26 protein-coding genes are annotated in these 25,883 nt (G+C 70.7%); 12 read left to right on the top strand and 14 right to left on the bottom strand.

Features of this window, described 5'->3' with window-relative positions; genetic code table 11:
* Position 1: 1 nt before the first annotated feature.
* Both P1Y20_RS06035 and P1Y20_RS06030 read right to left on the bottom strand, forming a co-directional pair.
* Positions 2-1,957, bottom strand: coding sequence for a 3-hydroxyacyl-CoA dehydrogenase/enoyl-CoA hydratase family protein (locus P1Y20_RS06035; RefSeq protein WP_304447760.1), 1,956 nt, complete (start codon positions 1,955-1,957; stop codon positions 2-4).
* A gap of 147 nt (positions 1,958-2,104) precedes the next feature.
* A complete protein-coding gene (locus tag P1Y20_RS06030; protein WP_304447759.1) occupies positions 2,105-3,712 on the bottom strand; it encodes a long-chain-fatty-acid--CoA ligase in 1,608 nt (535 codons plus the stop codon).
* 81 nt (positions 3,713-3,793) lie between these two features.
* Between P1Y20_RS06030 and P1Y20_RS06025 the strand changes: the two genes are divergently transcribed.
* From P1Y20_RS06025 to P1Y20_RS06015, 3 genes are all read left to right on the top strand, one after another.
* The gene (locus P1Y20_RS06025) at positions 3,794-4,078 is read left to right on the top strand and encodes a DNA-directed RNA polymerase subunit L (protein ID WP_304447758.1); all 285 of its coding nucleotides are present in this window, start codon (positions 3,794-3,796) and stop codon (positions 4,076-4,078) included.
* Between the two features lie 62 nt (positions 4,079-4,140).
* Positions 4,141-4,314 carry a hypothetical protein gene (locus P1Y20_RS06020; RefSeq protein ID WP_304447757.1) on the top strand — a complete coding sequence of 58 codons (174 nt, stop codon included), beginning with the start codon at positions 4,141-4,143 and terminating at the stop codon, positions 4,312-4,314.
* A gap of 72 nt (positions 4,315-4,386) precedes the next feature.
* Complete coding sequence (locus P1Y20_RS06015; protein WP_304447756.1) at positions 4,387-5,124, top strand: hypothetical protein; 738 nt, start codon at positions 4,387-4,389, stop codon at positions 5,122-5,124.
* On the opposite strand, the gene P1Y20_RS06010 is transcribed toward P1Y20_RS06015, so the two are convergent.
* The 4 genes from P1Y20_RS06010 to P1Y20_RS05995 form a co-directional block, all read right to left on the bottom strand.
* A complete protein-coding gene (locus P1Y20_RS06010) occupies positions 5,121-5,312 on the bottom strand; it encodes a hypothetical protein (protein WP_304447755.1) in 192 nt (63 codons plus the stop codon). The genes P1Y20_RS06015 and P1Y20_RS06010 overlap by 4 nt on opposite strands.
* On the bottom strand, positions 5,305-5,517 hold the full coding sequence (locus P1Y20_RS06005) for a DUF8118 domain-containing protein (protein ID WP_304447754.1): 213 nt from the start codon (positions 5,515-5,517) through the stop codon (positions 5,305-5,307). Before P1Y20_RS06005 ends, P1Y20_RS06010 begins: the two co-directional genes overlap by 8 nt.
* Positions 5,518-5,800: 283 nt before the next feature.
* The gene (gene hisF, locus P1Y20_RS06000) at positions 5,801-6,613 is read right to left on the bottom strand and encodes an imidazole glycerol phosphate synthase subunit HisF (protein ID WP_304447753.1); all 813 of its coding nucleotides are present in this window, start codon (positions 6,611-6,613) and stop codon (positions 5,801-5,803) included.
* A 66-nt stretch (positions 6,614-6,679) separates the two neighbouring features.
* Positions 6,680-6,877 (bottom strand): DUF8027 family protein, encoded by a 198-nt coding sequence (locus tag P1Y20_RS05995; RefSeq protein WP_304447752.1) that lies wholly within the window; start codon positions 6,875-6,877, stop codon positions 6,680-6,682.
* Between the two features lie 92 nt (positions 6,878-6,969).
* Between P1Y20_RS05995 and P1Y20_RS05990 the strand changes: the two genes are divergently transcribed.
* From P1Y20_RS05990 to P1Y20_RS05975, 4 genes are all read left to right on the top strand, one after another.
* The gene (locus P1Y20_RS05990) at positions 6,970-7,149 is read left to right on the top strand and encodes a DUF7550 family protein (protein ID WP_304447751.1); all 180 of its coding nucleotides are present in this window, start codon (positions 6,970-6,972) and stop codon (positions 7,147-7,149) included.
* Between the two features lie 50 nt (positions 7,150-7,199).
* Positions 7,200-8,465: a hypothetical protein gene (locus P1Y20_RS05985; protein WP_304447750.1), complete on the top strand. Its 1,266-nt coding sequence runs from the start codon at positions 7,200-7,202 to the stop codon at positions 8,463-8,465.
* 96 nt (positions 8,466-8,561) lie between these two features.
* Positions 8,562-10,337 (top strand): ABC transporter substrate-binding protein, encoded by a 1,776-nt coding sequence (locus P1Y20_RS05980; RefSeq protein WP_304447749.1) that lies wholly within the window; start codon positions 8,562-8,564, stop codon positions 10,335-10,337.
* 7 nt (positions 10,338-10,344) lie between these two features.
* Positions 10,345-11,223 carry a phosphatase PAP2 family protein gene (locus P1Y20_RS05975; RefSeq protein WP_304447748.1) on the top strand — a complete coding sequence of 293 codons (879 nt, stop codon included), beginning with the start codon at positions 10,345-10,347 and terminating at the stop codon, positions 11,221-11,223.
* On the opposite strand, the gene purL is transcribed toward P1Y20_RS05975, so the two are convergent.
* The gene (gene purL, locus P1Y20_RS05970) at positions 11,201-13,390 is read right to left on the bottom strand and encodes a phosphoribosylformylglycinamidine synthase subunit PurL (RefSeq protein WP_304447747.1); all 2,190 of its coding nucleotides are present in this window, start codon (positions 13,388-13,390) and stop codon (positions 11,201-11,203) included. The genes P1Y20_RS05975 and purL overlap by 23 nt on opposite strands.
* 230 nt (positions 13,391-13,620) lie before the next feature.
* Between purL and P1Y20_RS05965 the strand changes: the two genes are divergently transcribed.
* Positions 13,621-14,304: a PHP domain-containing protein gene (locus P1Y20_RS05965; protein WP_304447746.1), complete on the top strand. Its 684-nt coding sequence runs from the start codon at positions 13,621-13,623 to the stop codon at positions 14,302-14,304.
* Here P1Y20_RS05965 and P1Y20_RS05960 read toward each other — a convergent pair.
* Entirely contained in the window at positions 14,301-14,780 is a 480-nt protein-coding gene (locus P1Y20_RS05960) for an NUDIX hydrolase (protein WP_304447745.1), read from the bottom strand. The genes P1Y20_RS05965 and P1Y20_RS05960 overlap by 4 nt on opposite strands.
* A 93-nt stretch (positions 14,781-14,873) precedes the next feature.
* Entirely contained in the window at positions 14,874-15,866 is a 993-nt protein-coding gene (locus P1Y20_RS05955; RefSeq protein WP_304447744.1) for a transcription initiation factor IIB, read from the bottom strand.
* 168 nt (positions 15,867-16,034) lie between these two features.
* On the opposite strand from P1Y20_RS05955, the gene gatC reads away from it, so the two are divergent.
* The 4 genes from gatC (at position 16,035) to P1Y20_RS05935 (ending at position 20,856) form a co-directional block, all read left to right on the top strand.
* Positions 16,035-16,313, top strand: coding sequence for an Asp-tRNA(Asn)/Glu-tRNA(Gln) amidotransferase subunit GatC (gene gatC, locus P1Y20_RS05950; protein ID WP_304447743.1), 279 nt, complete (start codon positions 16,035-16,037; stop codon positions 16,311-16,313).
* Positions 16,314-17,582 (top strand): Asp-tRNA(Asn)/Glu-tRNA(Gln) amidotransferase subunit GatA, encoded by a 1,269-nt coding sequence (gene gatA, locus P1Y20_RS05945; protein WP_304447742.1) that lies wholly within the window; start codon positions 16,314-16,316, stop codon positions 17,580-17,582. It abuts the gene before it with no gap.
* Positions 17,583-17,719: 137 nt separating this feature from the next.
* Positions 17,720-19,312, top strand: a complete 1,593-nt coding sequence (locus P1Y20_RS05940) for a long-chain-fatty-acid--CoA ligase (RefSeq protein ID WP_304447741.1) — start codon at positions 17,720-17,722, stop codon at positions 19,310-19,312.
* 128 nt (positions 19,313-19,440) lie between these two features.
* Positions 19,441-20,856, top strand: a complete 1,416-nt coding sequence (locus P1Y20_RS05935; RefSeq protein ID WP_304447740.1) for a TIGR00341 family protein — start codon at positions 19,441-19,443, stop codon at positions 20,854-20,856.
* 206 nt (positions 20,857-21,062) lie between these two features.
* Here P1Y20_RS05935 and P1Y20_RS05930 read toward each other — a convergent pair whose 3' ends face one another.
* The 5 genes from P1Y20_RS05930 to P1Y20_RS05910 are packed head-to-tail and all read right to left on the bottom strand — an operon-like array spanning position 21,063 to position 25,709.
* Positions 21,063-21,410 carry a helix-turn-helix transcriptional regulator gene (locus P1Y20_RS05930; RefSeq protein WP_304447739.1) on the bottom strand — a complete coding sequence of 116 codons (348 nt, stop codon included), beginning with the start codon at positions 21,408-21,410 and terminating at the stop codon, positions 21,063-21,065.
* A 25-nt stretch (positions 21,411-21,435) separates the two neighbouring features.
* A complete protein-coding gene (locus P1Y20_RS05925) occupies positions 21,436-22,212 on the bottom strand; it encodes an NRDE family protein (protein WP_304447738.1) in 777 nt (258 codons plus the stop codon).
* Positions 22,213-22,259: 47 nt separating this feature from the next.
* Complete coding sequence (locus P1Y20_RS05920; protein WP_304447737.1) at positions 22,260-23,768, bottom strand: class I adenylate-forming enzyme family protein; 1,509 nt, start codon at positions 23,766-23,768, stop codon at positions 22,260-22,262.
* A complete protein-coding gene (locus P1Y20_RS05915; protein ID WP_304447736.1) occupies positions 23,734-24,771 on the bottom strand; it encodes a mandelate racemase/muconate lactonizing enzyme family protein in 1,038 nt (345 codons plus the stop codon). The genes P1Y20_RS05920 and P1Y20_RS05915 overlap by 35 nt, the downstream gene beginning before the upstream one ends.
* Positions 24,768-25,709, bottom strand: a complete 942-nt coding sequence (locus P1Y20_RS05910; RefSeq protein WP_304447735.1) for a 1,4-dihydroxy-2-naphthoate polyprenyltransferase — start codon at positions 25,707-25,709, stop codon at positions 24,768-24,770. Before P1Y20_RS05910 ends, P1Y20_RS05915 begins: the two co-directional genes overlap by 4 nt.
* Between the last annotated feature and the right edge of the window lie 174 nt (positions 25,710-25,883).

The following is a 25,883-nucleotide window of genomic DNA, read 5'->3' as shown; positions in this document are numbered from 1 at the left end:
CTCAGCGCCCCTCGAACTCGGGGTCGCGTTTCTCCGCGAACGCGGTGGTCCCCTCCTTCATGTCCTCCGTGCTGGTGAGCAGGCCGAAGCCCTGGCTCTCGAGTTTGAGGCCGGCGTCGAGGGTCGCGTCCGCCCCCTCGTCCATGACGGACTTCGCGACCTCGAGGGCGATTGGCGGTCCCTCGACGATGTCGGTGACGAACTCGTCGACGCACGCGTCGAACTCCTCGGCCGGGACGGCCCGGTTGATGAGCCCCCACTCCTCGGCGCGGTCGGCGCCGATGCGGTTCCCCCGGAAGACGAGTTCCTTCGCGCGACACTCGCTCAGCATCCGCATCGCGCGCTGGGTGCCGCCGCCGCCGGGGATGAGGCCGAGCGTTATCTCGGGGAAGCCGAACTCCGAGCCCTCGGTGGCGATGCGGAGGTCACACGCCAGCGCGAGTTCGTGCCCGCCGCCCAGACAGAAGCCGTCTATCTTCGCGAGGGTGGGTCGCGGGAAGGCGGCGACCGTCGCGAACACCTCCGTGACGTCCATCGCGTCGGTCGGCGCCAACCCCCCGAAGCCGCCGATGTCGGCGCCCGCGCAGAACGCCCGGTCGCCCGCCCCCTCGAACGTGACGCAGCGCACCTCGTCGAGATCGGCGGTGTCGAGGACGTGGACGATCTCGTCCATCAGGTCGCGCGAGAGCGCGTTCAGGCGCTCGGGGCGGTCGAGTTCGACCGCGAGGACGCCCCGGTCGTCGAGGTCGGCGTTCAGGAACTGGTAGTCGCGCTCGTCCCCCCCACCGTAGTCGTAGAACCCCGCGCCGGCGTCCTCCCCCGTCTTCCCCGACTCGACGAGGTCCACGAGGTAGTCGGCGGGTTCGTAGCGTTCCTCGCCGGTCGCGTCGTGGAGCGAGCGCAGTTTCTCGAGGACGGTGTCGAGGCCGTATTTGTCGGCGCGTCGGCACGGTCCCTCGGGATAGCCCCCGCCGAGGCGCATCCCCGTGTCGATGGCCTCGGCCGTGGCGACGTCGTTCCCGACGAGTTTCGCCGCCTCGTTTATCATCCGCGCCTCGACGCGGAGCGTGTCGAACCCCTCGCCGTCGCCGGGTTCGTACGTCGTCCCCTCGCCGTCCTCGTACTCGTAGTACCCCCGTCCGGTCTTCTGGCCGAGGTCGCCCGCGTCCACCTTCTCCTGGACGATGGGCGGGATGGGCTTGCCCGCCTCCTTGCGGACGTGGTAGCCGATGTCGATGCCCGTCAGGTCAGAGAGTTCGAACGGTCCCATCGGGTAGCCCTTCCGGTGGACCATCGCCGCGTCGGCCTGTTCGACTGTGGCCTCGCCCTCGCTGACCATCCACGCCGCCTCGTCGCCGAACGGGCCGAGCACGGAGTTGACGACGAAGCCGTTGACGTCCTTGCGGACGTAGATGGGCGTCTTGTCGATGGCCTCGACGAACGCGTAGGCGAGTTCCGCCGTCTCGTCGGTCGTCTCCGCGCCGTAGATGACCTCGACGAGGTCCATCTTCACCGGCGGGTTGAAGAAGTGCGTCCCGACGACCTGTCCGGGGCGGTCGGTCGCGCTCGCTATCTCCGTGATGGAGAGCGAGGAGGTGTTCGAGGCGAGTATCGCGTCCTCCGGGGCGTAGTCGTCCACCTCGGCGAACACCTCCTTCTTGATGCTCATCTGCTCGGGGGCGACCTCGATGACGAGGTCGGCGTCCGCGACGGCCTCGCGGAGGTCGACGGTCGTCTCCACCCGCGCGAGCACCGTCTCCGGGTCCTCGTCGACGAGGCCCTTCTCGGCGAGTTTCTCCAGGCTCCAGGCCATCTGGTCGTAGCCCTCCTCGACGATGTCTTCCTCGATGTCACGCATCCGGACGTCGTAGCCCGCGAGCGCGACGACTTCCGCGATGCCGTGCCCCATGTTCCCCGCGCCCAGTACGGCGACGCGGTCGATGTCACCTAACTCCATGGCGAGAGGGGCGGGGGAGAGGGCTTAATTCCTGCGCCACGGGTTAGCAATGTTCGACTGTGCGGCGAGAGAGCTAGCAACGATTCCCCGAACGCGCTCACGCCGAACGATGGTAGTTCGAGTGGCTCCCGGAGGCGAGCGGCGGTCTCAGACCGTCTCGCCGCTCGCGGCCGCCTCGTCGTCGCGGAGCCTGAACTTCTGGACCTTCCCGCTCGGGTTCTTCGGCAGTTCGTCGACGAAGTAGTAGGTGCGCGGGCGCTTGAAGTCCGCCACGCCGTCGCTCGCTCGCACGTGGGCGTCGAGCGCCTCGGCGGGTTCGCCCCCGCTCGCCGTGACGACGTAGGCGACGACGCGCTCGCCCCACTCCTCGTCCGGTTCGCCGACGACGGCCGCCTCGACCACGTCGTCGTGGGAGAACAGCACGTCCTCGACTTCGGTGGGGTAGATGTTCTCGCCGCCCGAGAGTATCATGTCGTCCTTCCGGTCGACGACGAACAGGTAGCCGTCCTCGTCGCGGTAGCCCAGGTCCCCCGTGTAGTACCAGGTCTTCCCCTCCGCCTCGCGCAGCGACTCGGCGGTGGCGTCGGGGCGGTTCCAGTACTCGCGCATGGTGCAGGGCCCCGAGAAGAGTATCTCGCCGACCTCGCCCCGCTCGACCACCTCGTCGGGGGCGCGGTTCGGCCTGACGATGCGCATGTCGTGGCCGAGCGCCGGCAGCCCCGCCGACCCCTGTTTCGAGAGCTGTTCGTCGGGGTGCTGGAACGTCCCGCAGGGGCCGATTTCGGTCATCCCGTAGGCCTGCAGGTAGTCCTCGGTGAAGTGTTCCATGCACCCGTCGAGGACGCGCCGGGGCATCGGCGCCGCCCCGTAGAACCCGATTTCGAGCGAGGAGACGTCCACGTCGAGGTCCGGGACGACCTGCAGGAGGGCGTTCCACGCCGTCGGCGCGCAGAACAGCTGGGTGACCCCGTACTCCTCTATCGCCCGCAGGGTCGCCACCGGGTCGAACTCGTGGTGGATTATCGAGGTGGCGCCGACCTGGACCCGCGGGAAGAGGTTGGCGTGGAGTTCCGCGCAGTGGTACAGCGGCAGGACCGACAGCCCGACGGCGTTCTTGTCGATGCCGCTCTCGGCGAGGCAGATGAGGCTGTGCTCGACCATGTCGCGGTGCTCGTGGACGACGCCCTTCGGCCGGCCCGTCGTCCCCGAGGTGTAGATGAACGCGTAGACGTCGTCCTCCGACACCGTCGCGCTCGGCGGGTCGGTGCTTCCCGTCGCGAGCACGTCGTAGAAGTCGTCGGCGAACTCGGGGAGGTCGGTCGTCTCGCTCCCCTCGCCCGTCGGCGCTGCCGGGCCGTCGACGTAGAGGTACTCCTCGACGGTCTCCAGGTCGGGGCGCGCCCCGGCGACGGCCTCGCGGGTGGCCGCCTCGAAGACGACGACGCTCGACTCGGCGTCGCCGAGGATGAACTCGACCTCGCCCGCGGGGAGGCGGTAGTTCAGCGGGTTGAACACGGCACCGAGTTTCGCGCAGGCGTACACCGTGAGGACGAGTTCGCTCCCGTTGTAGAGGACCGTCGATACCCGGTCGCCCCGCTCGACGCCGAGGTCGGCGAGGGCGTCCGCGAGGCGGTTCACCTCGGCGTCGAACTCGGCGAACGTCCAGCGCTGGCCGCGTCGCGGGTAGACGACGGCCGCGCGGTCCGGGTACTTGTCGGCGGACTGTTCGAGGGTATCACCTATCGTGGTAACCATACCCGTATGTCCCGTGGTCGCGGCTTGTAACTCTACCGTCGGCTTCGAAACGTTGAAACGACGCATCGACGACGTACGTGTATGGAACTCCGGGTCATCGACAACGAGCCGACGGAACTCTCTATCGAGATCGCCGGCGAGGACCACACCTTCATGAACGTGCTGAAGGGGGCGCTCCTGGAGACGGCGGGCGTCACCGCCGCGACCTACGACGTGAACCCCGAGCAGTCGGGCGGCCAGACCGACCCCATCCTGACGGTCAAGACCGACGGGGAGGTCGACCCGCTCGACGCGCTCGAGGCCGCCGCCCGCAACGTCAAGGACAAGACGACCGCCTTCCGCGACGCCTTCCAGTCCGCGGCGTAGTCCGACTGACGCTCCCCTCTCGCGACCCACGTCGCCGTCTCGGCGACCTACCACCCGTACTCGTGGGTACGCTCCGCTCTCTCCTCACACGGAGCGTCGTCGTGCTCGCGTACGTCCTCGGGACGATGGTCTTCGGGTGGGTCGGCGTCTTCCTGGGACCGGTGTTGCTCGCGCCGTTCGTCCAGTTCAGCCGCGGGCGCCGCCCGAAATTCACGAGCGGGACGCTGTCCGGGTGACCGCCACGAAGCCATCAAACCGCCGTTTGACACTGGAGCGGACTTTTGTCCGTGTCTCGCCATCGGACGGTCATGCGACGACGAACGACCATCAGACTCGGTGCAGTGTCGCTCGCGGGCCTGCTGACCGGCTGCGTCGCGGACTCGCCCGGTGCAGGCGGGAACGGCGGCGGTGGGAGCGGCAACGACACGAACGACACGGACGGAAACGAGAGCGACGGCAACGACACGAACGACACGAACGACACGAACGGCACGGACGGGAACGACACCGACGGCGGGTCGCAACCGACCGACCACGTCACCGTCTCCGTCGCCGAGACGGACGACGCGCCGGACCTCGCCGTCCGTCCGGAGGTCGAGGTACTCGAGGCGACGGCGACCGGCGAGCGCCCGCCCCGCCTGCGCGCGACGGTGACCAACGAGTCGGACCGGACGGTGACGGTCGGCGAGGGACGGGCCGTGGTGTTCGAGTACGTCACCTCCCGCGAGGAGGGGGGATTGATGTTGCTCCCGGGACCGGCCGACGAGTACGACCCCGTCTCGCAGGGCTGCTGGCGGCTCGAATCGGGGGTCGCCGTCACCGACGAGTACCGGACGCGGACGCTCGAAGCGGGGGCGTCCGCGAGTTCGGACCTCGGCGTGTGGGCGCTCGGTGAGATGGAGGAAGGAGAGCCGTGTGTTCCGACCGGGGAGTTCCGCTTCGAGAGCACGTTCTCCGTCGGCGACGAGGAGGAGGGACCCGCCAGCGGCGGCGAGCAGGCGACGTGGGGGTTCACGCTGGCCGTCGAGCGACAGGGCGGGGCCTAGGCGGCGCTCGCTGAGCGGGCCTCCCACGTCCCGTGGGTGGGACACCAGAAGGTCCGGCCGTGCAGGCGCGGGCAGTCGTCGCCGCAGGCGGGACAGTCGAGGCTGTCGGCCTCGAAGTCGGTGTCGACGGCCATCGCGCCGTACACCTCGTGCCACCCGCCGCTCGGCGAGGCGCGCTCCTCAGGCATCGTCCCCTCCGCAGCGGGGACAGCGGCGTTCGAGCGCCGCGTCGGTCGCCTCCAGGCCGCAGCGCTCGCAGCGCCAGTAGTAGTGGTCGAGCCGCCCGTAGCGGTCGTACCCCGGGTGGGGGCCCGACACTGCCGGGCGGCGCTCTCGGTCGGTCGGCCGCCGGGAGGCGCCCGGCGGCGCTCGGCGTAGGTGGTCTGTCGTCATTCGAAGTCTCCGTGAATCGGCGGTTCGGTGCGGTGTGGGGATGGGGGGCGGTGTGGGGACCCCCCGGCACACGCGGCCGCCGCCGAGTGCACACGTCGTCGCGTCCCTCCGGGCACCGGAGGCGGTCGATTCCCGGCCCCGAGGGGACGACTAGAGGCTAGCGACCGACCGGCAAAAGGGGGCGGCTAGCTCGGTGAAAGTAAACAGTCGAGACGGTTCTGTCGGTCGATTTCGGGGGTCTGAAGCGCTCCCGGAGCAGTTCCGGTCGTCGACCCTGGACCCGTCAGCGACGGACCGGGACGTCCCGGTCGTCGAGGTAGGCCTTGACCTCGTCGATGGTGTACTCGCCGAAGTGGAAGATGGAGGCGGCGAGGGCGGCGTCGGCGCCCGCCTCGGTGAACACTTCGTAGGCGTCCTCGGGGCCGCCACAGCCGGACGAGGCGATGACGGGCGTCGAGACGGTGTCACAGACGGCGCTCGTCAGCGGGATGTCGTAGCCGTCCTTGGTGCCGTCGGCGTCGATGGAGTTGACGAACAGTTCGCCCGCGCCGTGCTCCTCGGCCTCGCGCGACCACTCGACGACGTCGACGCCCGTCCCCTCCCGACCGCCCTTCTTCGTGCACTCGAACCAGCAGGACTCCCCGTCGACCTCGACGAAGTGCTCGCCCGCCTCGTCGTACCGTCGGCGGGCGTCCACGCTGATGACGATGCACTGGCTGCCGAAGGCGGCGGCCCCCTCGGTGATGAGTTCGGGGCGTTCGAGCGCGCCCGTGGTTATCGACACCTTGTCCGCGCCCGCCCGGAGGGTCTCCTTGATGTCCTCGCGGGTGCGGATGCCGCCGCCGACGGTGAGCGGGATGAAACACTCGTCGGCGACCTGCTCGACGACCGAGAGCATCGTCTCGCGGCCGTCGGCGCTCGCCGTGATGTCGAGGAAGACGAACTCGTCGGCGCCGGCCTCGTTGTACTTCTTCGCCAGTTCGACGGGGTCGCCCGTGTACTGGAGGTTCTCGAAGTTGACCCCCGTGTACACCGCCGCGTTCCCGTCCTCGTCCAGGTCCACGTCGATACAGGGGATGATCCGCTTGGTCAGCATCTGCCCGAGGGTTGGCTGGACGCCGGTTTCACGATTTCGACTGTGTGCCACCGCGTCGCCCGCGCGTCACTCGGACTCCGACGCCTCGCTCGACTGGGAGAGTAGCTCGCGGACCGTCTCCCCGTCGAGGACGTCCACGAGGTCTGCGCCCGCCTCGTAGCGGCGCAGGGCCGCCTCGTCGAGGAGGGTCGCCGGTTCGCGCTCGCCCAGTCGGTCGAGCAGCAGGCGGTCCAGGTCCTCGGGGTCGTAGCCGGGTACGGGCATAGGCACTGTCTGTCACGCGGCATCAAAAAGCGCACGCCCCCCGACCCGGACACTCCGATAAGGCAAAGTGTGCTCCCCGACCAGGGGGCGACATGAGCGACCACGACGACCACGCTGACCACGAGAGCACGACCCCCGAACCCCGTCCGGACGAGCGCCAGACCGCCCCGCAGGGACCGTACAGCCGCGGACAGGTCGTCACCGGTTTCGTCGTCGCGCTCGTCGGTCTCGCCGTCGTCTTCGGCGTCCCCATCGCACTCACGCTCGCGTGACTCCCCGGCGAGAAACTATTTACCGGAACCGTCCCTATCCGCGGGTCTGAATGGCAGACGACGGGACGATGTTCGTCGCCGGGCTGCTGGTCGTCGCGCTCCTCGCGGGCGCGACGGCGGTCGACGACATCGGCGCACAGACCGAGCGCGAGCGTCTCGAGCGCGCCGACGGCCCCCACCTCGTCGAACCGACCCCCGACGGCGACCGCCTGTGGCCCTACACGAGCAAGCGACAGGACTTCTCTACGCGCACACTCGCGCTCAACGTCGTCGTCCTCGACGACCCGACGACGGTCCGCGCCGCGATGACCGACGACACGGCCGTCGACTGGCAGGTGAACAACACGACCGACGGACCGGTCAACGAGAGCGCCCCGGCCGAGAACGCGACCAACGGGACGTTCGAGGACGCCCCCTTCGAGGTGGTCGACGACCGCCTCGTCTGGCGCGACGCCCACGGCGCGACGCGGTACACCTACGTCGAACCCGCCGGCGCCGACCCGGAGGCCGGGGGCGACGGCGAGTGGCTCCGCGAACGCTACCAGCTCCACGACGGGACGTACCTCGGCGCGCGCGACCACGTCCGGGCCTACGCCCCGCCCGGCGCCGACTGGACGGCCATGCAGGCCCACAGCGAACACTGGGACTGGTTCCGGTTGCGACACACCGTCTCGGGCATCAGCGACGCCCAGCGGCGCGTCGAGGTCGACTTCATGGACGCGCCGTTCGTCGACGAGGTCATTCGCGTCAACCTCGGCAACGGCGGGACGGCCGACGGCGACGGCTGGGCCTCGGTGGTCCGGTTCGTCCCCAGCGCGAGCGTCCCCGCCGCCGCCCTCCTGCTCCTCCCCGTCGGCCGCCACCTGGGCCTGCGGTTCGACGGGGAGGGCGTCCGCTCGGCCGCGGCGGCACTCGCACCCGCCGTCGTGCCGGCGGGGCTCTACCTCGGCGTCCGCGTCGGCGGCATCGCGCTGGAGGGGATACTCGGCGGCGTCACGCCGAAGGTGGCCGCCGGCCTGCTGTACCCGGTGCTCGCGTTCGGCGTCCCCGCCGCGGCGGTCGCGTCGTCTCGCGCGTGCGACCGCGGCACTGCGTTCACGCTCGTCGCCGTCGGTCTCGGGGTGGCCGTCGTCCTCGACTACGCCCTCCTCGGGGTCGCGTCGCTCCCGATTCGGGTGGTCCTCCACCGCGGCGCGGTGCTCCTCGCGGCGGGTATCCTCGCGGCGGGCGGGGCCGCCTCGGACCGCCGGACGGTCGCCCTCGGCGCCGCCTGCTGGGTGACGGCGCTCGTCCTTCCCCTAATCGGAGCGGTTTAGTCGTTCCGATGCGCTACATCGGACCAGTTATCCCTCCGGAGAAATACGTATCTTCGACCGCGTCGAACACGACGAAGATATGACATAAACCTACCGATGTCCCCCACACGACGCGATGGACTGCGCAGGCGGCACGTGCTCTGCGGCGCCAGCGCGGCGCTCGCCGCGTCGGCCGGATGCCTCCAGGGGTTCCGCAACCTCGCCGGTCGCCGCCGCTCCTCGCCGCTCTCGCTCTCCATCAAGACCCTCCCCACCGACTCGGACCCCTACGCCGTCCGTATCGCCCGTGCGCTGTCGAGCGCGCTCGAAGCCGTCGGTATCGAGACGCGACTGCACCCGTTGCCGCGTGAGGAACTCTACCGACAACTGCTCATCAACCACGACTTCGACCTCTACGTCGCCCCCTTCGTCGAGGGGAACGACCCCGACTTCCTCCGGCCGCTCCTCCACTCGCAGTTCGTCGGCGAGCGGGGTCGCCAGAACCCCTTCGGCTACGTCGACTTCACGATGGACGAACTCCTCGACGCCCAGCGGCGGGCCGCCCGCGAGGAGCGTCCTCAGGTCGTCGCGGACCTCCTGCAGGAGGTCGTCCAGACGCAACCCTTCACCGTCGTCGCGTACCCGGACGACATCCTCGCGAGGCGAACCGACCGGTTCGCGGGATGGGACGAACGGCCCACGAGTTCACTCGCCTACCTCTCCGTCGAGCGCGAGGACCCCGACGCGACCACCCTGACCGCCCTCCTGCGGGACGTGCGCCCGACGCGGAACCTCAACCCCATCGCGGCGGAGTACCGCGACCGGGGCGTGGTGACGGAACTGCTCTACGACGCGCTCGGCCGGGAGTACGGGGGGGCCGTCCGCCCCTGGCTCGCGACGGAGTGGGAGTGGTCGGACACCGACGACGGCGGCCTGCGCGCCACCGTCGGACTGCGCGAGGCGTCGTGGCACGACGGCCGCACCCTCACCGCCGACGACGTTGCGTTCACCTACCGCTTCCTCCGGGACACGTCGCTCGGCGAGGCGGACGCACCGGTGCCCGCCGAGCGGTTCCGCGGGCGCGCCTCGCTCGTCGCCGACGCCTCCGTGGTCGACGACCGGACGGTCGAACTCGCGTTCGACGACACCGCCCACCCCGCGGCGACGCGGGCGCTCACCGTCCCGATACTCCCGCAGCACGTCTGGCACGAGCGGACCGGTCCGGCGACGGTCGCAGGGGTGTCCGTCGACGAGGAGACGACCGAGGCGCTCGTCTGGGACAACGCCGACCCGGTCGGGAGCGGTCCGCTGCGTCTGGACACGCTCGAGGAGAGCCGCCGGGTCGTCCTCGCCCCGACCGACGACCACTTCTGCAGGACGCTCGACGGCGCACTCGAGGACGTCGTCGTCGGCCCCGCGTTCGACCGTCTCGTCTTCCAGGCCGTCCCCTCCGACGACGTCGCGGTCCAGACCATCGAAGCGGGCGACGCCGACGTGACGGCGACCGCGCTCGGGGCGGGAGTGCTGACCAAACTCGAGCGGGCCGCCGCCACCGACTCCGCCGTCGAGGTGGCCACCGACGCCTCGCCGGTGTTCTACCACGTCGGCTACAACACCCGGCAGGCACCCCTCTCGAACCTCCGGTTCCGTCGGGCTGTCGCTCGCCTGCTCGACAGGGAACACGTCGTCGAGTCGGTGTTCGACGGCCACGCGACCGCCGCCGCGAGCCCCCTCGCCACGACCGACTGGCTCCCCGACTCGCTCGCGTGGAACGGTACCGACCCCGTCCTCCCCTTCCCCGGGGAGGACGGCGACCTCGACGTCGAGCGCGCCCGCGCCGAGTTCGTCGACGCGGGCTACCGCTACCACGACGGCGCCCTCCACCAGCGGTGACACCACCATGAGCCTCGCGACCGTCGTCGTCAGTCTCGTCCTCGTCTGCGGGAGCATGCTCGTCGTGACGGCGTTCGGCGTCGTCGGCCTCGACCGCCTGCGCGCGACGTACGGCGACGCCGAACGCCGACTCCGGGTCGCCGCCCCCAGCCTCGCCGTCCTCGGCGCGAGCCTCCTGCTGAGTAAACTCGGACGCGACTACGGCCCCGACGTGTCCTGGCTCGTCGGTATCAACGTCACCGCCTACATCCTCGACCTGGAGGGGACGTTCGTCGCGAGCCTCCAGTCGTTCGCGACGCCGACGCTCACGGCGTACTTCTCGTTCATCTACGTCTACGGCTACGTCTTCCTGCTGGTCTTCCCGGTCCTCGCGTACTTCGCGCTCCCGCGGACCGACGCGCTCCAGCGCACCGCCGTCGCCTACGGCCTCAACTACGCCATCGGCCTCGTCTGCTACACGCTGTTCATCTCCTACGGCCCCCGGAACGTCATGCCGGAACTCGTCGACGCGTTGCTGTACACCACCTACCCGAGTTCACAGCTGCTCACGAGCGAGGTGAACGCGAACACCAACGTCTTCCCGTCGCTGCACACGTCGCTGTCGGTGACCGTCGCGCTCCTCGCGTGGGAGACCCGCGAGACGTACCCGCGGTGGGTACCGCTCGCCGTCCTGGTCGCCACCAGCGTCGTCGTCTCGACGATGTACCTCGGCATCCACTGGGGTATCGACGTCCTCGCCGGCATCGTCCTCGCCGTCGTGAGCGTGAAACTGGCACCGCGCGTCGTCGAGCGCTACGGGTGGACGGACCGCGAACGCGCCGGCGCTCCGGAGGAGGCCGGTCCCGGCGAGGAGCACGAGGACGCTACGCGAGTTCGCGCTCGATGACGGCCCGCAGGTCTCGAATCGCCGCCGCGTCGTAGCGAAGCGTCTCGCCGCCGGCGGTCAGCGCGAGCGCACCCGACGCGTCGGCCGTCCCTACCTCGCTCACGGGCGCGACGCCCGCGAACGCCTCGCGGACCCCCTCGGGGTCGGTCGTCTCGACGACGGCCCGGCCCGCCCGCTCGGAGAAGAGGCGCCCGTGGGCGTCCGTCCCCCCGAGGTCGACGCGCGCGCCCGCCGCCGTCGTCACCATCTCGGCCAGCGTGACCGCGAGGCCGCCGTGGCTCGCGTCGTGGACCGCGAGCGTCCCCTCGCGGCCGGCCACGTCCGCCAGCGCCTCGACGAGGCCGGCCGCGTCGTCGTCGGCCGGCGGCGCGGGGAAGGCGTCGCTCCCACCGAACCGGGCGAGGTACTCGCTCCCGCCGAGCGCGTGCTCGCCGTCCTCGGCGTCGCCCACGACGAGGAGCGTCCCCTCGCCCGCGAACGTCGCCGGGGGCGTCGCGTAGCCGTCGGTCGTCCCCACCACGGCCAGCGTCGGCGTCGGGGGGATGGGGCCGCTCGTCGAGTCGTTGTACAGCGAGACGTTCCCCCCGACGACGGGGACCGAGAGCGCGCTGCACATGTCCGCGAGGCCGTCGACGACGGCACGAAAGCCGCCGTACACCTCGGGCTTCTCGGGGTTCCCGCCGTTGAGGCAGTCGACCGCGGCGAGCGGGCGTGCGCCCTTCGCCGCGAGGTTCGTCGCGTTCTCCAGTGCGACGGCGCGCGCCCCCTCGTAGGGGGCCGCGCTCGTCCAGTTGGGTTCCGCGCCCGCCGAGAGCGCGAGGCCCGTCTCGTCGCCGCACTCGCGAATCGCGAGCAGCGCGGCGTCGTCGCCGGGGCGAACGACGGTCCGGGCGCCGACCTCGTGGTCGTACTGCCGGTAGACCCAGCGCTTGCTCGCCGTGCTCGGACTGCCGACGACGGCCTCGAACGCCGTCTCGAGGGCGACGTCGGGGAGGTCCTGAACTGGGGGTTCCGGGGCGACCGCGTCGAGGTCGTTCATCGGCGCACCCTCGGCGAGGTACTCGGCGGGGACGTCGACGACCACCTCGCCGTCCATCGCGCAGACGTAGTTGCCCTCGGTGACCTCCCCGATGACCGAGCAGCCGAGGTCGAAGCGCTCGGCGAGTTCCCGGACGCGGTCGACGTCCGCCGGGCGGACCTCGTAGCACATCCGCTCCTGGGACTCCGCGAGCAGAATCTCCAGCGGGCGCATGTTCGGTTCGCGCTGGTGGACGCGCTCGAGGTCGATGTGCGCGCCGAGGCCGCCCTTCGCGACGAGTTCGCTCGACGCGCCCCCGAGGCCGGCCGCCCCCAGGTCGCGCGCCGCGACGAGGAGGCCCTCGTCGAGCAGCGCCTCGTTACACTCGACGAGCCGTTTCTCCGTGTACGGGTCCCCCACCTGGACGGCGGGGCGGTCTTCCGTTTCTGCATCCTCGCTCAGGTCCTCGCTGGCGAAGGAGGCACCCCCGAGGCCGTCGCGGCCGGTGGCGTTGCCGACGAGGACGAGGGCGTTCCCGGGCGTCTCCGCCTCGGCGGTGACGAGTCGGTCGGCGTGGAGCAGGCCGACGCAGGCGACGTTCACCAGCGGGTTGCCCACGTAGCCGTCGTGGAAGGCGACGCTCCCGCCGACGGTAGGGACGCCGATGGAGTTCCCGTAGTCCGCGATGCCCTCGACGACGCCCTCGAAGAGGTACCGCGAGTGCTCGCGGTCCGCGTCCTCGGCCGCCGGCCGGTCGAGCAACCCACCGAAGTAGAGCGAGTCGGTCAGCGCGATGGGGTAGGCGCCCATCGAGAGCGTGTCGCGGACGATGCCCCCGACGCCCGTCGCCGCTCCGTCGTACGGGTCGACGTAGGAGGGGTGGTTGTGGCTCTCGATGCCGAGCGTGACGTACCACTCGGGCGAGAGCGCGACCACGGCGGCGTCGTCGCCGGGGCCGACGACGATATCGCCCCGTTCGGGCTCGCCGGCGACTGCCTCGCCGCTGTCGAACGCCGACAGCAGGGGGCGCGAGGAGCGGTAGGCGCAGTGTTCGCTCCAGAGGTTCTCGAAGAGCGCTTCCTCCGCCGGCGTCGGCTCCCGACCGAGTTCCTCGACGACGAGCGCGCGGTCCGAGGGGGCGAGGCTCATTGGGTGTGCGTGTGCGAACCGGAGCAATAGGGGTTTCCATCGCCCGCCGCTCCGACCGCCGGTTCTATACATATATGTGAATATCGACGGGTCGAGACGGCGTCGAATCTACAGATAGATGTACTTCGACTGGCGAATCGACGGCCCGACGCGCGCTCGCGCGACGGCCGCGTGGTCGCCGAGGCGACGAGACCGGACGGCTTTTTTCCTCGCACTCCGAACCGTCGCTCGTGCTGTCGGTCGAGCTCCACACCCACTCCGAACTCTCGTACGACGGGCGGGACCCCATCGAACTCATCCTCCAGCAGGCGGAAGCCGTGGGTCTCGACGCCATCGCCGTCACCGACCACGACGAGATAGACGCCAGCCTCGAGATGGCGGCCGTCGCCGACGAGTACGGCCTCGTCGGCATCACGGGGATGGAGATAACGAGTCAGGCCGGTCACGTCCTCGGTCTCGGCCTCGAGGAGGCCGTCCCGCCCGGCCTCTCGTTCACCGAGACGCTCGACCGCATCCGCGACCAGGGTGGCATCGCCGTCGTCCCCCACCCCTTCCAGAAGTCGCGTCACGGCGTCGCCCCCCACATCACCCGCGACGAACTCGCGAGCGCCGACGCCATCGAGGTGTACAACTCGCGCCTGCTGACCGGGCGGTCGAACCGGCAGGCCGAACGCTTCGCCGAGCGTCGCGGCCTCCCGATGACCGCCGGCAGCGACGCCCACATCGCCGAGATGGTCGGCCAGGCCGTGACGCACGTCGCGACCGACGACCGGAGCGCCGAGGGCATCCTCGACGCCATCGTCGCCGGCGAGACCACCGTCGTCGGCCGGCGCACCCCCTGGCGCATCAGTTTCCGGCAGGCCGGCGGCGCCGTCAAGCGCCGCGCGCTGCTGGCGATGACCTCGCTGTTCTAACGCTCGCCGACCGCCGCGATGGCCCGCCGACCCACCTCGACGACGTCCGGTTCGAGACGGTCGGCGTTCGCGCGGAGGTCCTCGCGCGTGAACCACTCCCAGCGCGCGGCGTCGGCCTCGTCGTGGCCCGCCGGGTCGATGTCGCGGGACGGGACGCGCCCGTAGTAGACGAAGTCGACGTGCTGGTGACTCACGGAGCCGTCGGGGTGGACGTCGATGTCCTCCAGCAGGAACTGCTGGGGCGTCGGGAGCGAACGGGCCGTCTCGGAGCCGACGTCGCCCGTCGGCGCGAGCAGGTCGACGTCGAGGCCGGTCTCCTCGCGCACCTCCCGGGCGGCCGCCTCGTGGGGCAGTTCGTCACGGTCGAGGTGGCCACCGGGCGGGAGCCACATGCCCAGTCGCTCGTGTTCGTGTAGCGCCGTCGCGCCGTCGTTGACGACGTACACCGTCGCCACGAAGTGGCGGGTCGTCTCCATGACTCCCCTGCGAGCGGCCGGGGTTTCGCGGTTCCGATACGCGTCGCTGGCGGGTGGAGAGAACGAGAGGACGAAGACAGATACCGGCCGCGCTCAGAGCGCCGGGGCGTTGCCCTCGGCTTCGAGCAGTTCGTGGTACCGGTTACGGATGGTCACTTCGGAGATGTCGGCCACGTCGGAGACCTGGCTCTGGGTGACCTTCTCGTTCGAGAGCAGCGCCGCGGCGTAGATGGCCGCCGCCGCCAGCCCCACGGGCGACTTCCCGGAGTGGATGCCCTGCTCCTTCGCGTTCGACAGCAGTTCGCGCGCCCGGCGCTCGGTCTCGTCGCTGAGGTCGAGTTCGCTGGCGAAGCGCGGGACGTAGCTCTCGGGGTCCGCCGGCTTTATCTCCAGGCTGAGCTGACGCACGACGTACCGATACGTGCGGGCTATCTCGTCCTTCTCGACGCGCGAGACGCCCGTCACCTCGTCGAGGCTGCGGGGGGTGCCGGCCTGCCGGGCGGCGGCGTAGACGGCGCTCGTCGCCACTCCTTCGATGGACCGGCCGGGCAGGAGGTCCTCGGCGAGCGCGCGCCGATAGATGACGCTGGCGGTCTCCCGGACGTTCTTCGGGAGGCCGAGGGCGCTGGCCATGCGGTCGATCTCCCCGAGCGCCTGCTTGAGGTTGCGCTCCTTGGAGTCGCGCGTGCGGAAGCGCTCGTTCCACGTGCGCAGCCGCTGCATCTTCTGGCGCTGGCGCGAGGACAGGGAGTTACCGTAGGCGTCCTTGTCCTGCCAGCCGATGTTGGTCGACAGCCCCTTGTCGTGCATCATGTTCGTGGTGGGGGCGCCGACGCGCGACTTCTGGTCCCGTTCGGCGGAGTCGAACGCGCGCCACTCCGGGCCGCGGTCGATGCTGTCCTCTTCGACCACGAGGCCGCACTCCGAACACACGGTCTCGCCGTGTTCGGTGTCCGACTCCAGGCGGCCGCCGCACTCCGGACAGACCAGTTCGGACTCCTGGCTCTCTCGCTCCTCCTCGTCCGCTGTTCGTGCCTCCTCGTGCTCTCGCTCGTTCGTGCGCCGCCGGATGGTGGTATCTGTCATCGTGTGGGATGGGTGGGTGGGCCGCGCGACCCAGAATCGTCGCTCTGTGCACAACAATACGGAACCGAGTGACTTAAATCCGTTGAACGTGAGACGGCGTGCCACGCCCGCTACGCGGCGAATCCACCCTTTCGAAACCCTTAGTGTTCGCCCGTAACAGGGGCCAGTATGAGCGATGCATCGGTCGACCCCGAGGAGGTCCGCCACGTGGCTGGCCTCGCGCGGGTCGCGCTGGACGAGGAGGAGGTCGGCCGGTTCGCCGAACAGTTCGCCGACATCCTCGCGTACTTCGACACCCTCGACGAGGTCCCCGAGGTGGACCGCGAGCGCGACCTCGTGAACGTCATGCGTCCCGACGAGGTCCATGAGAGCCTCGACCAGTCGGCGGCGCTCGCCAACGCCCCCGAGACCGAGGACGGCCAGTTCAAGGGGCCGCGGGTGTCGTAGATGGCGGAGAACGTCTTCATCACCGAGGAGACCGTCGAGGGCGAGGCTGATGGTCCGCTCGCCGGCCGAACCGTCGCCGTCAAGGACAACATCTCCACGGAGGGCGTCAGGACGACCTGCGGGTCGGCCATGCTCGAGGAGTACGTCCCGCCGTACGACGCCACCGTCGTCGAGCGGCTGAAGGCCGCCGGTGCCACCATCGTCGGCAAGACCAACATGGACGAGTTCGGGATGGGCTCGACCACCGAGACGTCCCACTTCGGGCCGACGGAGAACCCCGTCGCCCCCGGGCGGGTCCCCGGCGGTTCGTCGGGTGGGTCGGCGGCCGCCGTCGCCGCCGGCGAGGCCGACCTCGCGCTCGGCACCGACACCGGCGGGTCCATCCGCAACCCCGCCGCCTTCTGCGGCGTCGTCGGCATCAAGCCCACCTACGGGCTGGTCTCGCGCTACGGCCTCGTCGCCTACGCCAACTCGCTGGAACAGATCGGCCCGCTCGCGCCCACGGTCGAGGCGGCCGCCGAACTGCTGGAGGTCATCGCGGGCGTCGACGAGCGCGACGCGACGACGCGCGAGGCCGAGGCCGGTGGCGACTACGCGAGCGCCGCCGACGGCGACGTCGAGGGGACGACCGTCGGCGTCCCGACCGAACTCGTGACGGGCGTCGACGAGGGGGTCCGCGAGGCGTTCGAGGCCGCGCTCGACGACCTGCGCGACAAGGGGGCCGAGACCGTCGAGGTGTCGCTCCCCTCCGTCGAGAGGGCCGTCGCCGCCTACTACGTCATCGCCACCTCCGAGGCGTCCTCGAACCTCGCGCGCTTCGACGGCGTCCGCTACGGCGTCTCCGGCGGCTACGAGGGCAACTGGAACGAGGCGTTCGCCCGCGCCCGCGAGGAGGGCTTCGGCGAGGAGGTCAAGCGCCGAATCCTCCTCGGCACGTACGCCCTCTCGGCGGGCTACCACGACAAGTACTACGCGAAGGCCCAGGACGCCCGGGCGTGGGTCGCCCAGGACTTCGACGCGGCGCTCTCGGAGGCCGACGTCCTCGCCTCGCCGACGATGCCCGTCCCGCCCTTCGAGCGCGGCGAGAGCCTCGACGACCCGCTCCAGATGTACCTCGCGGACGTCAACACCGTCCCGGTCAACCTCGCGAACCTGCCGGCGGTCTCCGTCCCCGCCGGCGAGACCGACGGCCTACCAGTGGGGATTCAGTTCGTCGGGCCGGCCTTCGGCGAGCGCGAGATAATCCGGGTCGGGAGCGCGCTGGCCTGACGTCGGCGACCGGTCCTCGCCTCCCCCGCCCCTCCGCGGCGACGTAACACAACCAGCGATTACCTAACACAGGCGGATTTGCGGAGCGACGGCGAAAACCATTAGCCGTCGCCCTCGAAACACCCGGCCGAACGTTCATGAAGGTTCAAATGCGGACGCTCGACTTCCTCGACCGGGCGCTCGACCTCTACGACGACGTGGTCGGGGTGGTCGCTCACGACGGGACCGAGTACACCTACGCGGAGTTCGGCGAGCGGGTGAACCGCCTGTCGAACGCGCTCGCCGACCTGGGGGTCGAACAGGGGGACCGAGTCGCGCTGCTCGCACCGAACACCCACTACTTCCTGGAGTCGCTCTACGCGACGAACCAACTGGGGGCGGTGTTCGTCCCGATGAACTACCGCCTCGTGCCCGAGGAATTCGAGTACATCCTCAACGACTGCGCGGCGGACACGGTCATCGCGGACTACGACTACGCCGAGAACATCGAGTCGGTCCGCGAGTCGGTGCCCGCGGAACACTTCGTCGGGTATCGCGCCGACGACATCGAGGGCGACTGGACGGACTACGAGGGGCTGCTCGCCGACGCCTCGCCCGAGGCGCCCGAGCGCCCCGACATCGACGAGGACGACGACGCCTCCATCAACTACACCTCCGGGACGACGGGCGACCCGAAGGGCGTCGTCCGGACCCACCGGACGGAACACTGGCACGCGCTGGTGCTCAACCAGCACATGGAGATACGCGACGACGACACCTACCTCTGGACCCTGCCGATGTTCCACTGCAACGGCTGGGGCCACACCTACGCCATCACGGGCACCGGCGGGACGCACGTCTGTCAGCGCACGTTCGACCCGGCGGGCACGCTCGAACGCGTCCGTGACCACGACGTGTCGTTCCTGTGCGGCGCGCCGACGGTGCTCAACCGTCTCATCGCCTACCGCGAGGAGCACCCCGACGAACCCACGACGGGCGACCGGGAGGTGCGCATCGCCACCGCGGGGAGCGCCCCGCCGAAGGCGACCATCGAGACGGTCGAGGACGACATCGGCTGGCGCATCATCCACATCTACGGCCTCACGGAGACGGCCCCCATCATCACCACGTCGAACTCCCCGCGCCGCCTCGCCGAGCGCGGCCGCGAGATGAAGTCCTTCCAGGGCTCCGAAACCCTCGCGACGGACGTGCGCGTCGTCGACGAGGACGGCGAGGACGTCCCCCGCGACGGGCGGTCGATGGGCGAAATCGTCGTGAAGGGCAACCAGGTGATGGACCGCTACCTCAACAAGGACGAGGAGACCCACGAGGCGTTCAACGCCCGCAGGCCGGGCTACTTCCACACGGGCGACCTCGCCACGTGGGACGAGGACGGGATGATATCCATCCAGGACCGGAAGAAGGACATCATCATCTCCGGGGGTGAGAACGTCTCGTCCATCGAGGTCGAGGACACGCTCTACGACCATCCCGACGTCCGGAAGGTGGCGGTCATCCCCACGCCGAGCGACGAGTGGGGCGAACTGGTGACGGCGCTCGTCGTCCCGAAACCGGGGTCTGACCTCACGGCGGACGACATCGAGTCGTTCGCCCGCGAGCACATGGCGGCCTACAAGATACCCCGACGCGTCGAGTTCGTCGAGGACCTCCCCGAAACTGCCACCGGCAAGGTCCAGAAGTACCAGATCCGCCAGGACTACTGGGAGGACGAGGAGCGACTCATCGGCTGACCGCGCTCGCGTTCGACACGAACTGCGTTCCTTCTTCGCTCGCGGTCAATGGACCTTACCGACGGCTCTCTCGTGGGTGACCGTCCCGAGCCAGAACACTGAAACGGGCACCCGCTGTCCTCCCGGCAATGCGGCTCATCCAGGTCTTCGTCCCCAACGACGTCCGAACCGAGGTCGAGCGGACGCTCGACGACGCGGGCGTCGACTACCTCCTCGGCGACGAACTGAGCGGGCGCGACGGCGTCATCGCTCACGTACCCGTCCCGGCGGGGGCGGTAGACGCGATACTCGACCGGCTCTACGACGCCGGCCTCGACGAGGACACCTACACCGTCGTCACGGACGTCGACCGGGCGGTCGTCCCGAACGCCGACGCCGTGGCCGACCGCTACGTCGAGGGGCCGAAGGGGGAGGCGGGCGTCTCGCACCCCGAACTCCGCGAGCGCGCGGACGACCTGACGCCGGGGCGCCGGACGTACATCGCGTTCGCCGCGCTGAGTGCCGTCGTCGCCGTCGCGGGCCTCCTGCTGGATACGGCCATCGTCATCGTCGGCGCGATGGTCATCGCGCCGTTCGCGGGGTCGACGCTCTCGGCGAGCGTCGGCGCGGTCATCAGCGACCGGGAGATGGTCGTCGAGAGCGTCCTCTCGCAGGCGCTCGGCCTCGTCGTCGCGTTCCTCGCCGCGATACTGATGAGCCTGGCGCTGCAGTGGGCGTACTTCGTCCCGAGTTCGACGGCCGTCTCTCAGATAGACCAGGTGAGTTCGTTCCTCACGCCGGGGATGTTGACGCTCGTCATCGCCGTCGCCGCCGGGTTCGCCGGGGCGCTCGCGCTGGCGACCGACCTCCCCGTCTCCATCGCGGGGGTGGCCGTCGCGGCGGCCATCGTCCCCGCCGCCGCCACCGCCGGCATCGGCGTCGTCTGGGGCGACCCGCTGGTCGCCCTCGGGGCGGTCGTCCTGCTCCTGATGAACATCATCTTCATCAACGTCGCGGCGTACGTCGGCCTCGTCTCGCTCGGCTACCGGTCGTCGGTCGTCGGGAGCGTCCGGGAGAACGTCTCCGTCTCGGTCCGGACGGGCGCCTACGCCGTCGTCGTCCTCGCGTTCGCCGTCATGCTCGTGCTCACCTCGTTCGCGACCTACCAGCACATCGCCTACGAGCAGACCGTCGACCGCGACGTCGAGGCGGTGCTGTCCGACGACACCTACGAGGGCCTCGACCTCGTCGGCGTCCAGACCGACTACAACGACATGGAGGCGTTCGGCAGCGTCGAGACGGTGACGGTGACGGTGGGACGGACCGCCGACAGCGAGTACCCGGTCCTGGCCGAACAGTTACGCGAGCGCATCAGCGACGACGTGGGCCACCCCGTGACGGTGAACGTCCGCTACGTGGACTACCAGCGCGCCGCGGCCGAGTCGCAACCGACGGAGTCGCCGCTCACCCGGACCGTCGACCGTCTGTGGGCGACCGTCGGGCGGGCGGTCGGGTCCGGTAACGTCGCCGCGATGCCGACGATAACCGGGCCACGGGGTATCTGACTCCTGCCGCACGTCCCCGCCGCTCGACGGACCCCCGGAACGCTCCCGGCGCTCTCCACCGAACCTAACGAACGGTATCCAGGGTCCGCGCCGCTTCGCGACGCGGTCCACCGCGAGCAACGCGCCGCGTTGTTCGCGGCTCTTTTTACCGTAGCTTTCTGCGCCGAGCGGTGCGCGAAGCGCACCCGAGGCGTAAAAAGGTCCGACTACTGGTACGCCAGCCGCATGATCCACTGCGAGAAGGCGTCGCTGCTCGTGTCGAGTTCGTCGTCGGCGACGAACGGCGAGAGCATGTCGCCGGCCATCAGCAGCGAGAAGTCGAGGTCGGCGGCCGTCGGCGTCAGGTAGTACGTGTTGTGCCCCTCGTAGACCGTGTCCTCGCGGTCGATGAGTTCCTTCTCGACCAGCGACTCGACGATGCGACTCCCCTTGCGCGAGGAGACGTCGAGGGCCTTCCAGAACTCGCTCTGGTGGATGCCCCCGCTCTCGCGCACGAGTTCGAGACCCGCCAACTCGTCGTCGGTCAGGTCCTCCTCGGATGCTGTGGCGCTCATACGACCTAGAGGGGGAGAGGGGCGATTAAATCTGACTGTCCACGGGTTCGTAGTCGGTGACGCACGGCGGCCCCGGCGCGAAGCGGTAGTCCCCCCGCCCGTCGGCGTCGATAGCGACCAGCGACGAGGATTTGGTGCCGAACCCGGCGGCTGGCCCCTCGCCGTCGGCCGCCGCCTCGGGGGGGTGGATACACACGCCGTAGTCGTGGTCGCCGAGGGCGTCGGCCGCGCGCTCGCGCCACCCGGCCGCGCGCTCGCCGTCCTCGGGGAGGAGCGCCCGGAGCAGGCGTTTCCCGTTCTCGGCCTGCTGGCGCGCGAGGTCCGGCCGGACGTCGGGGACGACGTACGTCGTGTCGTAACCGACGTTCATGACGACGTGGACACCCGGGTCGAGGCGGGTGGCGCTCGGCGCGCCGTCGTACTCGACGAGGAGTGCGTCCGCGGCGTCCGCGAGCAGGAGGTTGAACCCCTCGTAGTCGCGCGCGTCGAGTTCCGACTCGACGACGGCGAGGGCGGCGTCGGCACTCGGTTCGCGGAGCGCGTCGCGGACGAGCAGGCCGCGCGAGCGCTCGCCGCCCAGGTCACCCACCCACCGGTTGGTGACGGCGACGACGACGCCCGCGTCGTTGTAGCCGAGCCAGGTCCCGCCGGCCTCCTCGTCGCGCGGGGCGACGACGCGATGCTCGCCGTCGCGGAACTCGGCGGGCGCGGTGGAGGGCCGGTCGAGTCGCTCGTCGCGGTTCGCGGCGACGACCACCGGGTGTGAGTCGAAGACCTGCCAGGCCACGGTGAGTGTACACACGAACGGGAGTAGGTGACGGCGCGAGATAAGTCCACGTCGAGTGGGCCTCAGGAGTCGGTGGTGGCGCGGACCGCCTCCAGCCGTTCGCGGACCGCCGCCCGGTCGACGGTCCCCGACTCGGTCCGGGGGAGCGGGCCGAAGCCGACCACGCGGGGGAGTTTGTACCCCGCGAGTCGCTCGCGGCAGTGGGCCTCGACGCTCGACTCGTCGAGACCGTTCTCCGTCTCGACGAGCGCCGCCACGCGCTCGCCCCACTCCTCGTCGGGGAGGCCGACGACGGCGGCGTCGCGGACGCCCTCGAGCGACCGGAGGGCGGCGACGACCTCGTTCGGGTCGACGTTCTGTCCGCCGGTGATGATGCGGTCGGCCTTCCGGTCGCCGACCCAGAGGCGCCCCTCGGCGTCGACGCGGCCGACGTCGCCGGTCAGCAGGCCGTGCGGACAGAACGCCTCGGCGGTGGCCGCCGGGTCGTCGTAGTAGCCGGCCGTGACCGTCGGGCCGGCGACGACGAGTTCGCCGCCGTGCCCGCGCGGGAGCGGGTCGCCGTGGTCGTCGACGACGGTCACCTCGGTGAACAGCAGCGGCCGGCCGACGGTCCCGACGTGAGCGGGGGCCTCGCCGGGGCGGGCGGTGGCGACCTGCGAGGCCGTCTCGGTCATGCCGTAGGTCGGACAGACCGGGACGCCGCGCTCGCCGCACTCCCGAACGAGGTCGTCCGGGGCGGGTGCGCCCCCGAGCAGGACGAACCGCAGCGAGTCGGGGAGGTCGCCCTCCTCGAGCAGTCGCGCGAGGAGCGTCGGGACGAGCGAGACCCCGGTCGGGCGCTGGTCGCCGAGTGCTTCGAGCAAGTCGTCGGGGTCCGTCGGACAGAGGACGAGCGCGGTCCCGTAGAGCGTCGTCCGGTAGAGGGGCGCCAGTCCGCCCATCGAACTCATCGACAGGGGCGACGCCCAGCGGTCGTCCGGGAGCGTTCCGAGCCGGAAGGCGCTGGCGCTCGCGCTCGACAGCACGTTCATCACGGTGAGGACGACCAGTTTCGGCGCGCCGGTCGTCCCCGAGGTGTAGAGCATCGCGAGCGGGTCGTCGGCGTCCCACTCGGGGAGGTCGAACGGCTGGGGGTCGGTCGCCCCGATGGCGGCCGCCTCGCCGTCCGCGTCGACGGAGACGACGCGGACGTCACCGGCGGCGTCGAGCGCGCGCGCCTCCGTCCCCGCCTCGCAGACGAGGACGTCGAGGTCGGCGCGCTCGATACGCGGTTCGAGTTCGGCCGTCGTCAGTCGCGTCGAGAGCGGGACGAGCACGCCGCCGACGCGCATCGCCGCGTGGACGACGGTGACGGCCGTCGGACTGGCGTCGAGGAGCATCCCGACGTGGTCGTCGACGCAGACGCCCTCCGCGGCGAGTCGCCCGGCCAGCGCCTCGACTTCGGCGTCGAGGTCGGCGAACGTGAGCGACGCGCCGCTCGCGGTATCGACGAGTGCCGCGGCGTCCGGCGTCACGCGCGAACGGTGGCCCAGCCAGTCACGCACCTGTCGAAGCAGAATGCGCTGGTACATTTCCTTTTCCTTCTGGGACGGTTATCTCGCCGTCTCCGACCCGACACGGGTCGTTCGCGAGGTCCTCGGCGAGCAGCGACGCCGTCGCCAATCCGCAGGCGGGGACCGCCGGGAGGCTCGCCGCGAGGTGGACGGCGGCGGTGCGAGCGTACACCGCGTCGATGGTCGTCGTCACGACCACGTCGAGCCCGCGCTCCCGCGCCCGTCGGGCGACGACGCGCGCCCGGTCGGGGCCGCCGAGCGCCATCGGCTTCAGGACGAGGACGTCGGCGGCGGCGGCCGCGAGGACCGCCTCGGGACCGCACGCCGCGAGCGACTCGTCGAGCGCGACGCCCACCGGGCCGCCTCGCAGGGCGGCGTGGCCCGACAGGTCGTCGTCGTCCAGCGGTTGCTCGACGTACTCGACACCCAGTTCGCCGAACGCCTCGAACGCCTCGTGCGCCTGCGCGGGCGTCCACGCCGCGTTCGCGTCCGCGCGGAGGTCGACCTCGCCGCCCACGGCAGCGCGAACCGCTTCGAGGCGGTCGACGTCCGCCGCGACGGACCGGGCGCCGACCTTCACCTTGAGGGTCCGGAAGCCGTCCCCGACGGCGTCGTTCGCCTCGGTCGCCGTCTCCGCGGGCGACCCGTCACCGACGGTGGCGTTGACGGGCACTCCCGACACGGCACTCGTCCCGCCGAGGTGGCGGTAGAGCGGGACGCCCGTCGCTCGCGACCGGGCGTCGAGCACCGCGAGCGAGAGGGCGTGTCTCGCGGCGGGCGTCTCGGATAGCTCGTCGAGTGCAGTCATGACGTCCGCACGCTCGGCGGTCCGCCGGGCCGTGCGGAGCGCCGCCTCACAGTCGTCCCGGGACTCCGTCCACCCGGGGAGCGGCGTCGCCTCGCCGACGCCCCGCTCCCCGCGGTGGGCGACGGTCACGACGAACCCCTCGCGTTCCTCGATGGTCCCCGCCGCCGTCGTCAACGGGTGCGCGAGTGTCAGCGCGTACGGCTCGACGTTCATAACAGCGCGGGTGCGGCGAGGCCGACGGCGAACAGCCCCGAGTGGGCCGCGAGGAGCTTTCCGGTCGTCTCGAGTGCGGGATTGAGCGCCGCGCCGCTCGTCTCCGTGAGCACCGTCCGCGACAGCGAGACGGCGAGCGGAAGGGTGAGCAGCGGCAGGAGCGTGAGCAGGCCGTCGCCCGTCGCCGCGAAGACGACGGGGACGACGTAGGCCATCCCGAGCAGCGCGAGGAACTCGACGCGGCTGAACGCGTACCCGAAGGTGACCGCGAGGGTACGCTTGCCGGCCGCCGCGTCCGTCTCGCGGTCCCGGATGTTGTTGACGACGAGGATGCACGTCGAGAGCCCCGCTGCCGGGAGGCTGGCGACGACGGCCGCGAGCGGGACCGTCCCCGCCGGTACCCAGAGCGCGAGCGGGTCGGCCAGCACGTCGACCGCCTGGACGTAGTACGTCCCGGTGACGGCGACGAGGCCGAAGAAGACGAAGACGAACACGTCGCCGAGCCCCCGGTAGCCGTAGGGGTAGGGGCCGCCCGTGTAGGCGATGCCCGCCGCGACGCTCGCCAGCCCGACGACGAGGATGGGCACGCCCCCGACGTAGACGAGGTAGGTGCCGAGCAGTATCGCGGTGAGGAAGGTGAGGTACATCGCGCGCTTGACCTCGTGAGGCGCGATGAGCCCCGACTGCGTGACGCGGGTGAACCCCTCGCGGTCGTCGGTGTCGGCGCCCCTGACGGCGTCGTAGTAGTCGTTGGCGAAGTTCGTCCCGACCTGCAGGAGGAGCGCGCCGACGAGGGCGGCGAGCGCCGGCAACGGGGAGAACACGCCGCTCCCGACCGCCAGCCCGGTCCCGACGACGACGGGCGACGCGCCCGCCGGAAGGGTCTGTGGCCGCGCGGCCATCAGCCACGCCTTCGTTCGAGAGACCTCCGTACTCATTGCCCCGAATCAGGACGCCGAGAGCGTCAAACTTGGCATCCGCTGTCGACCGGTGTGAACAGGCGACGCGTGGCGCTCCGCGGGACGGCGCGTCGCCCACCCGCCCTGACCGCCCCGCGGCCGGAGTCAGTGGATGGCGACGCTGGTCCCGTTTCCGTATTTAAACGTTCGCGT

Source organism: Halomarina ordinaria, assembly GCF_030553305.1.
GTDB lineage: Archaea > Halobacteriota > Halobacteria > Halobacteriales > Haloarculaceae > Halomarina > Halomarina ordinaria.
The sequence above is the reverse complement of the archived record's forward strand: the minus strand, read 5'-3'. Positions and strand labels throughout refer to the sequence as shown.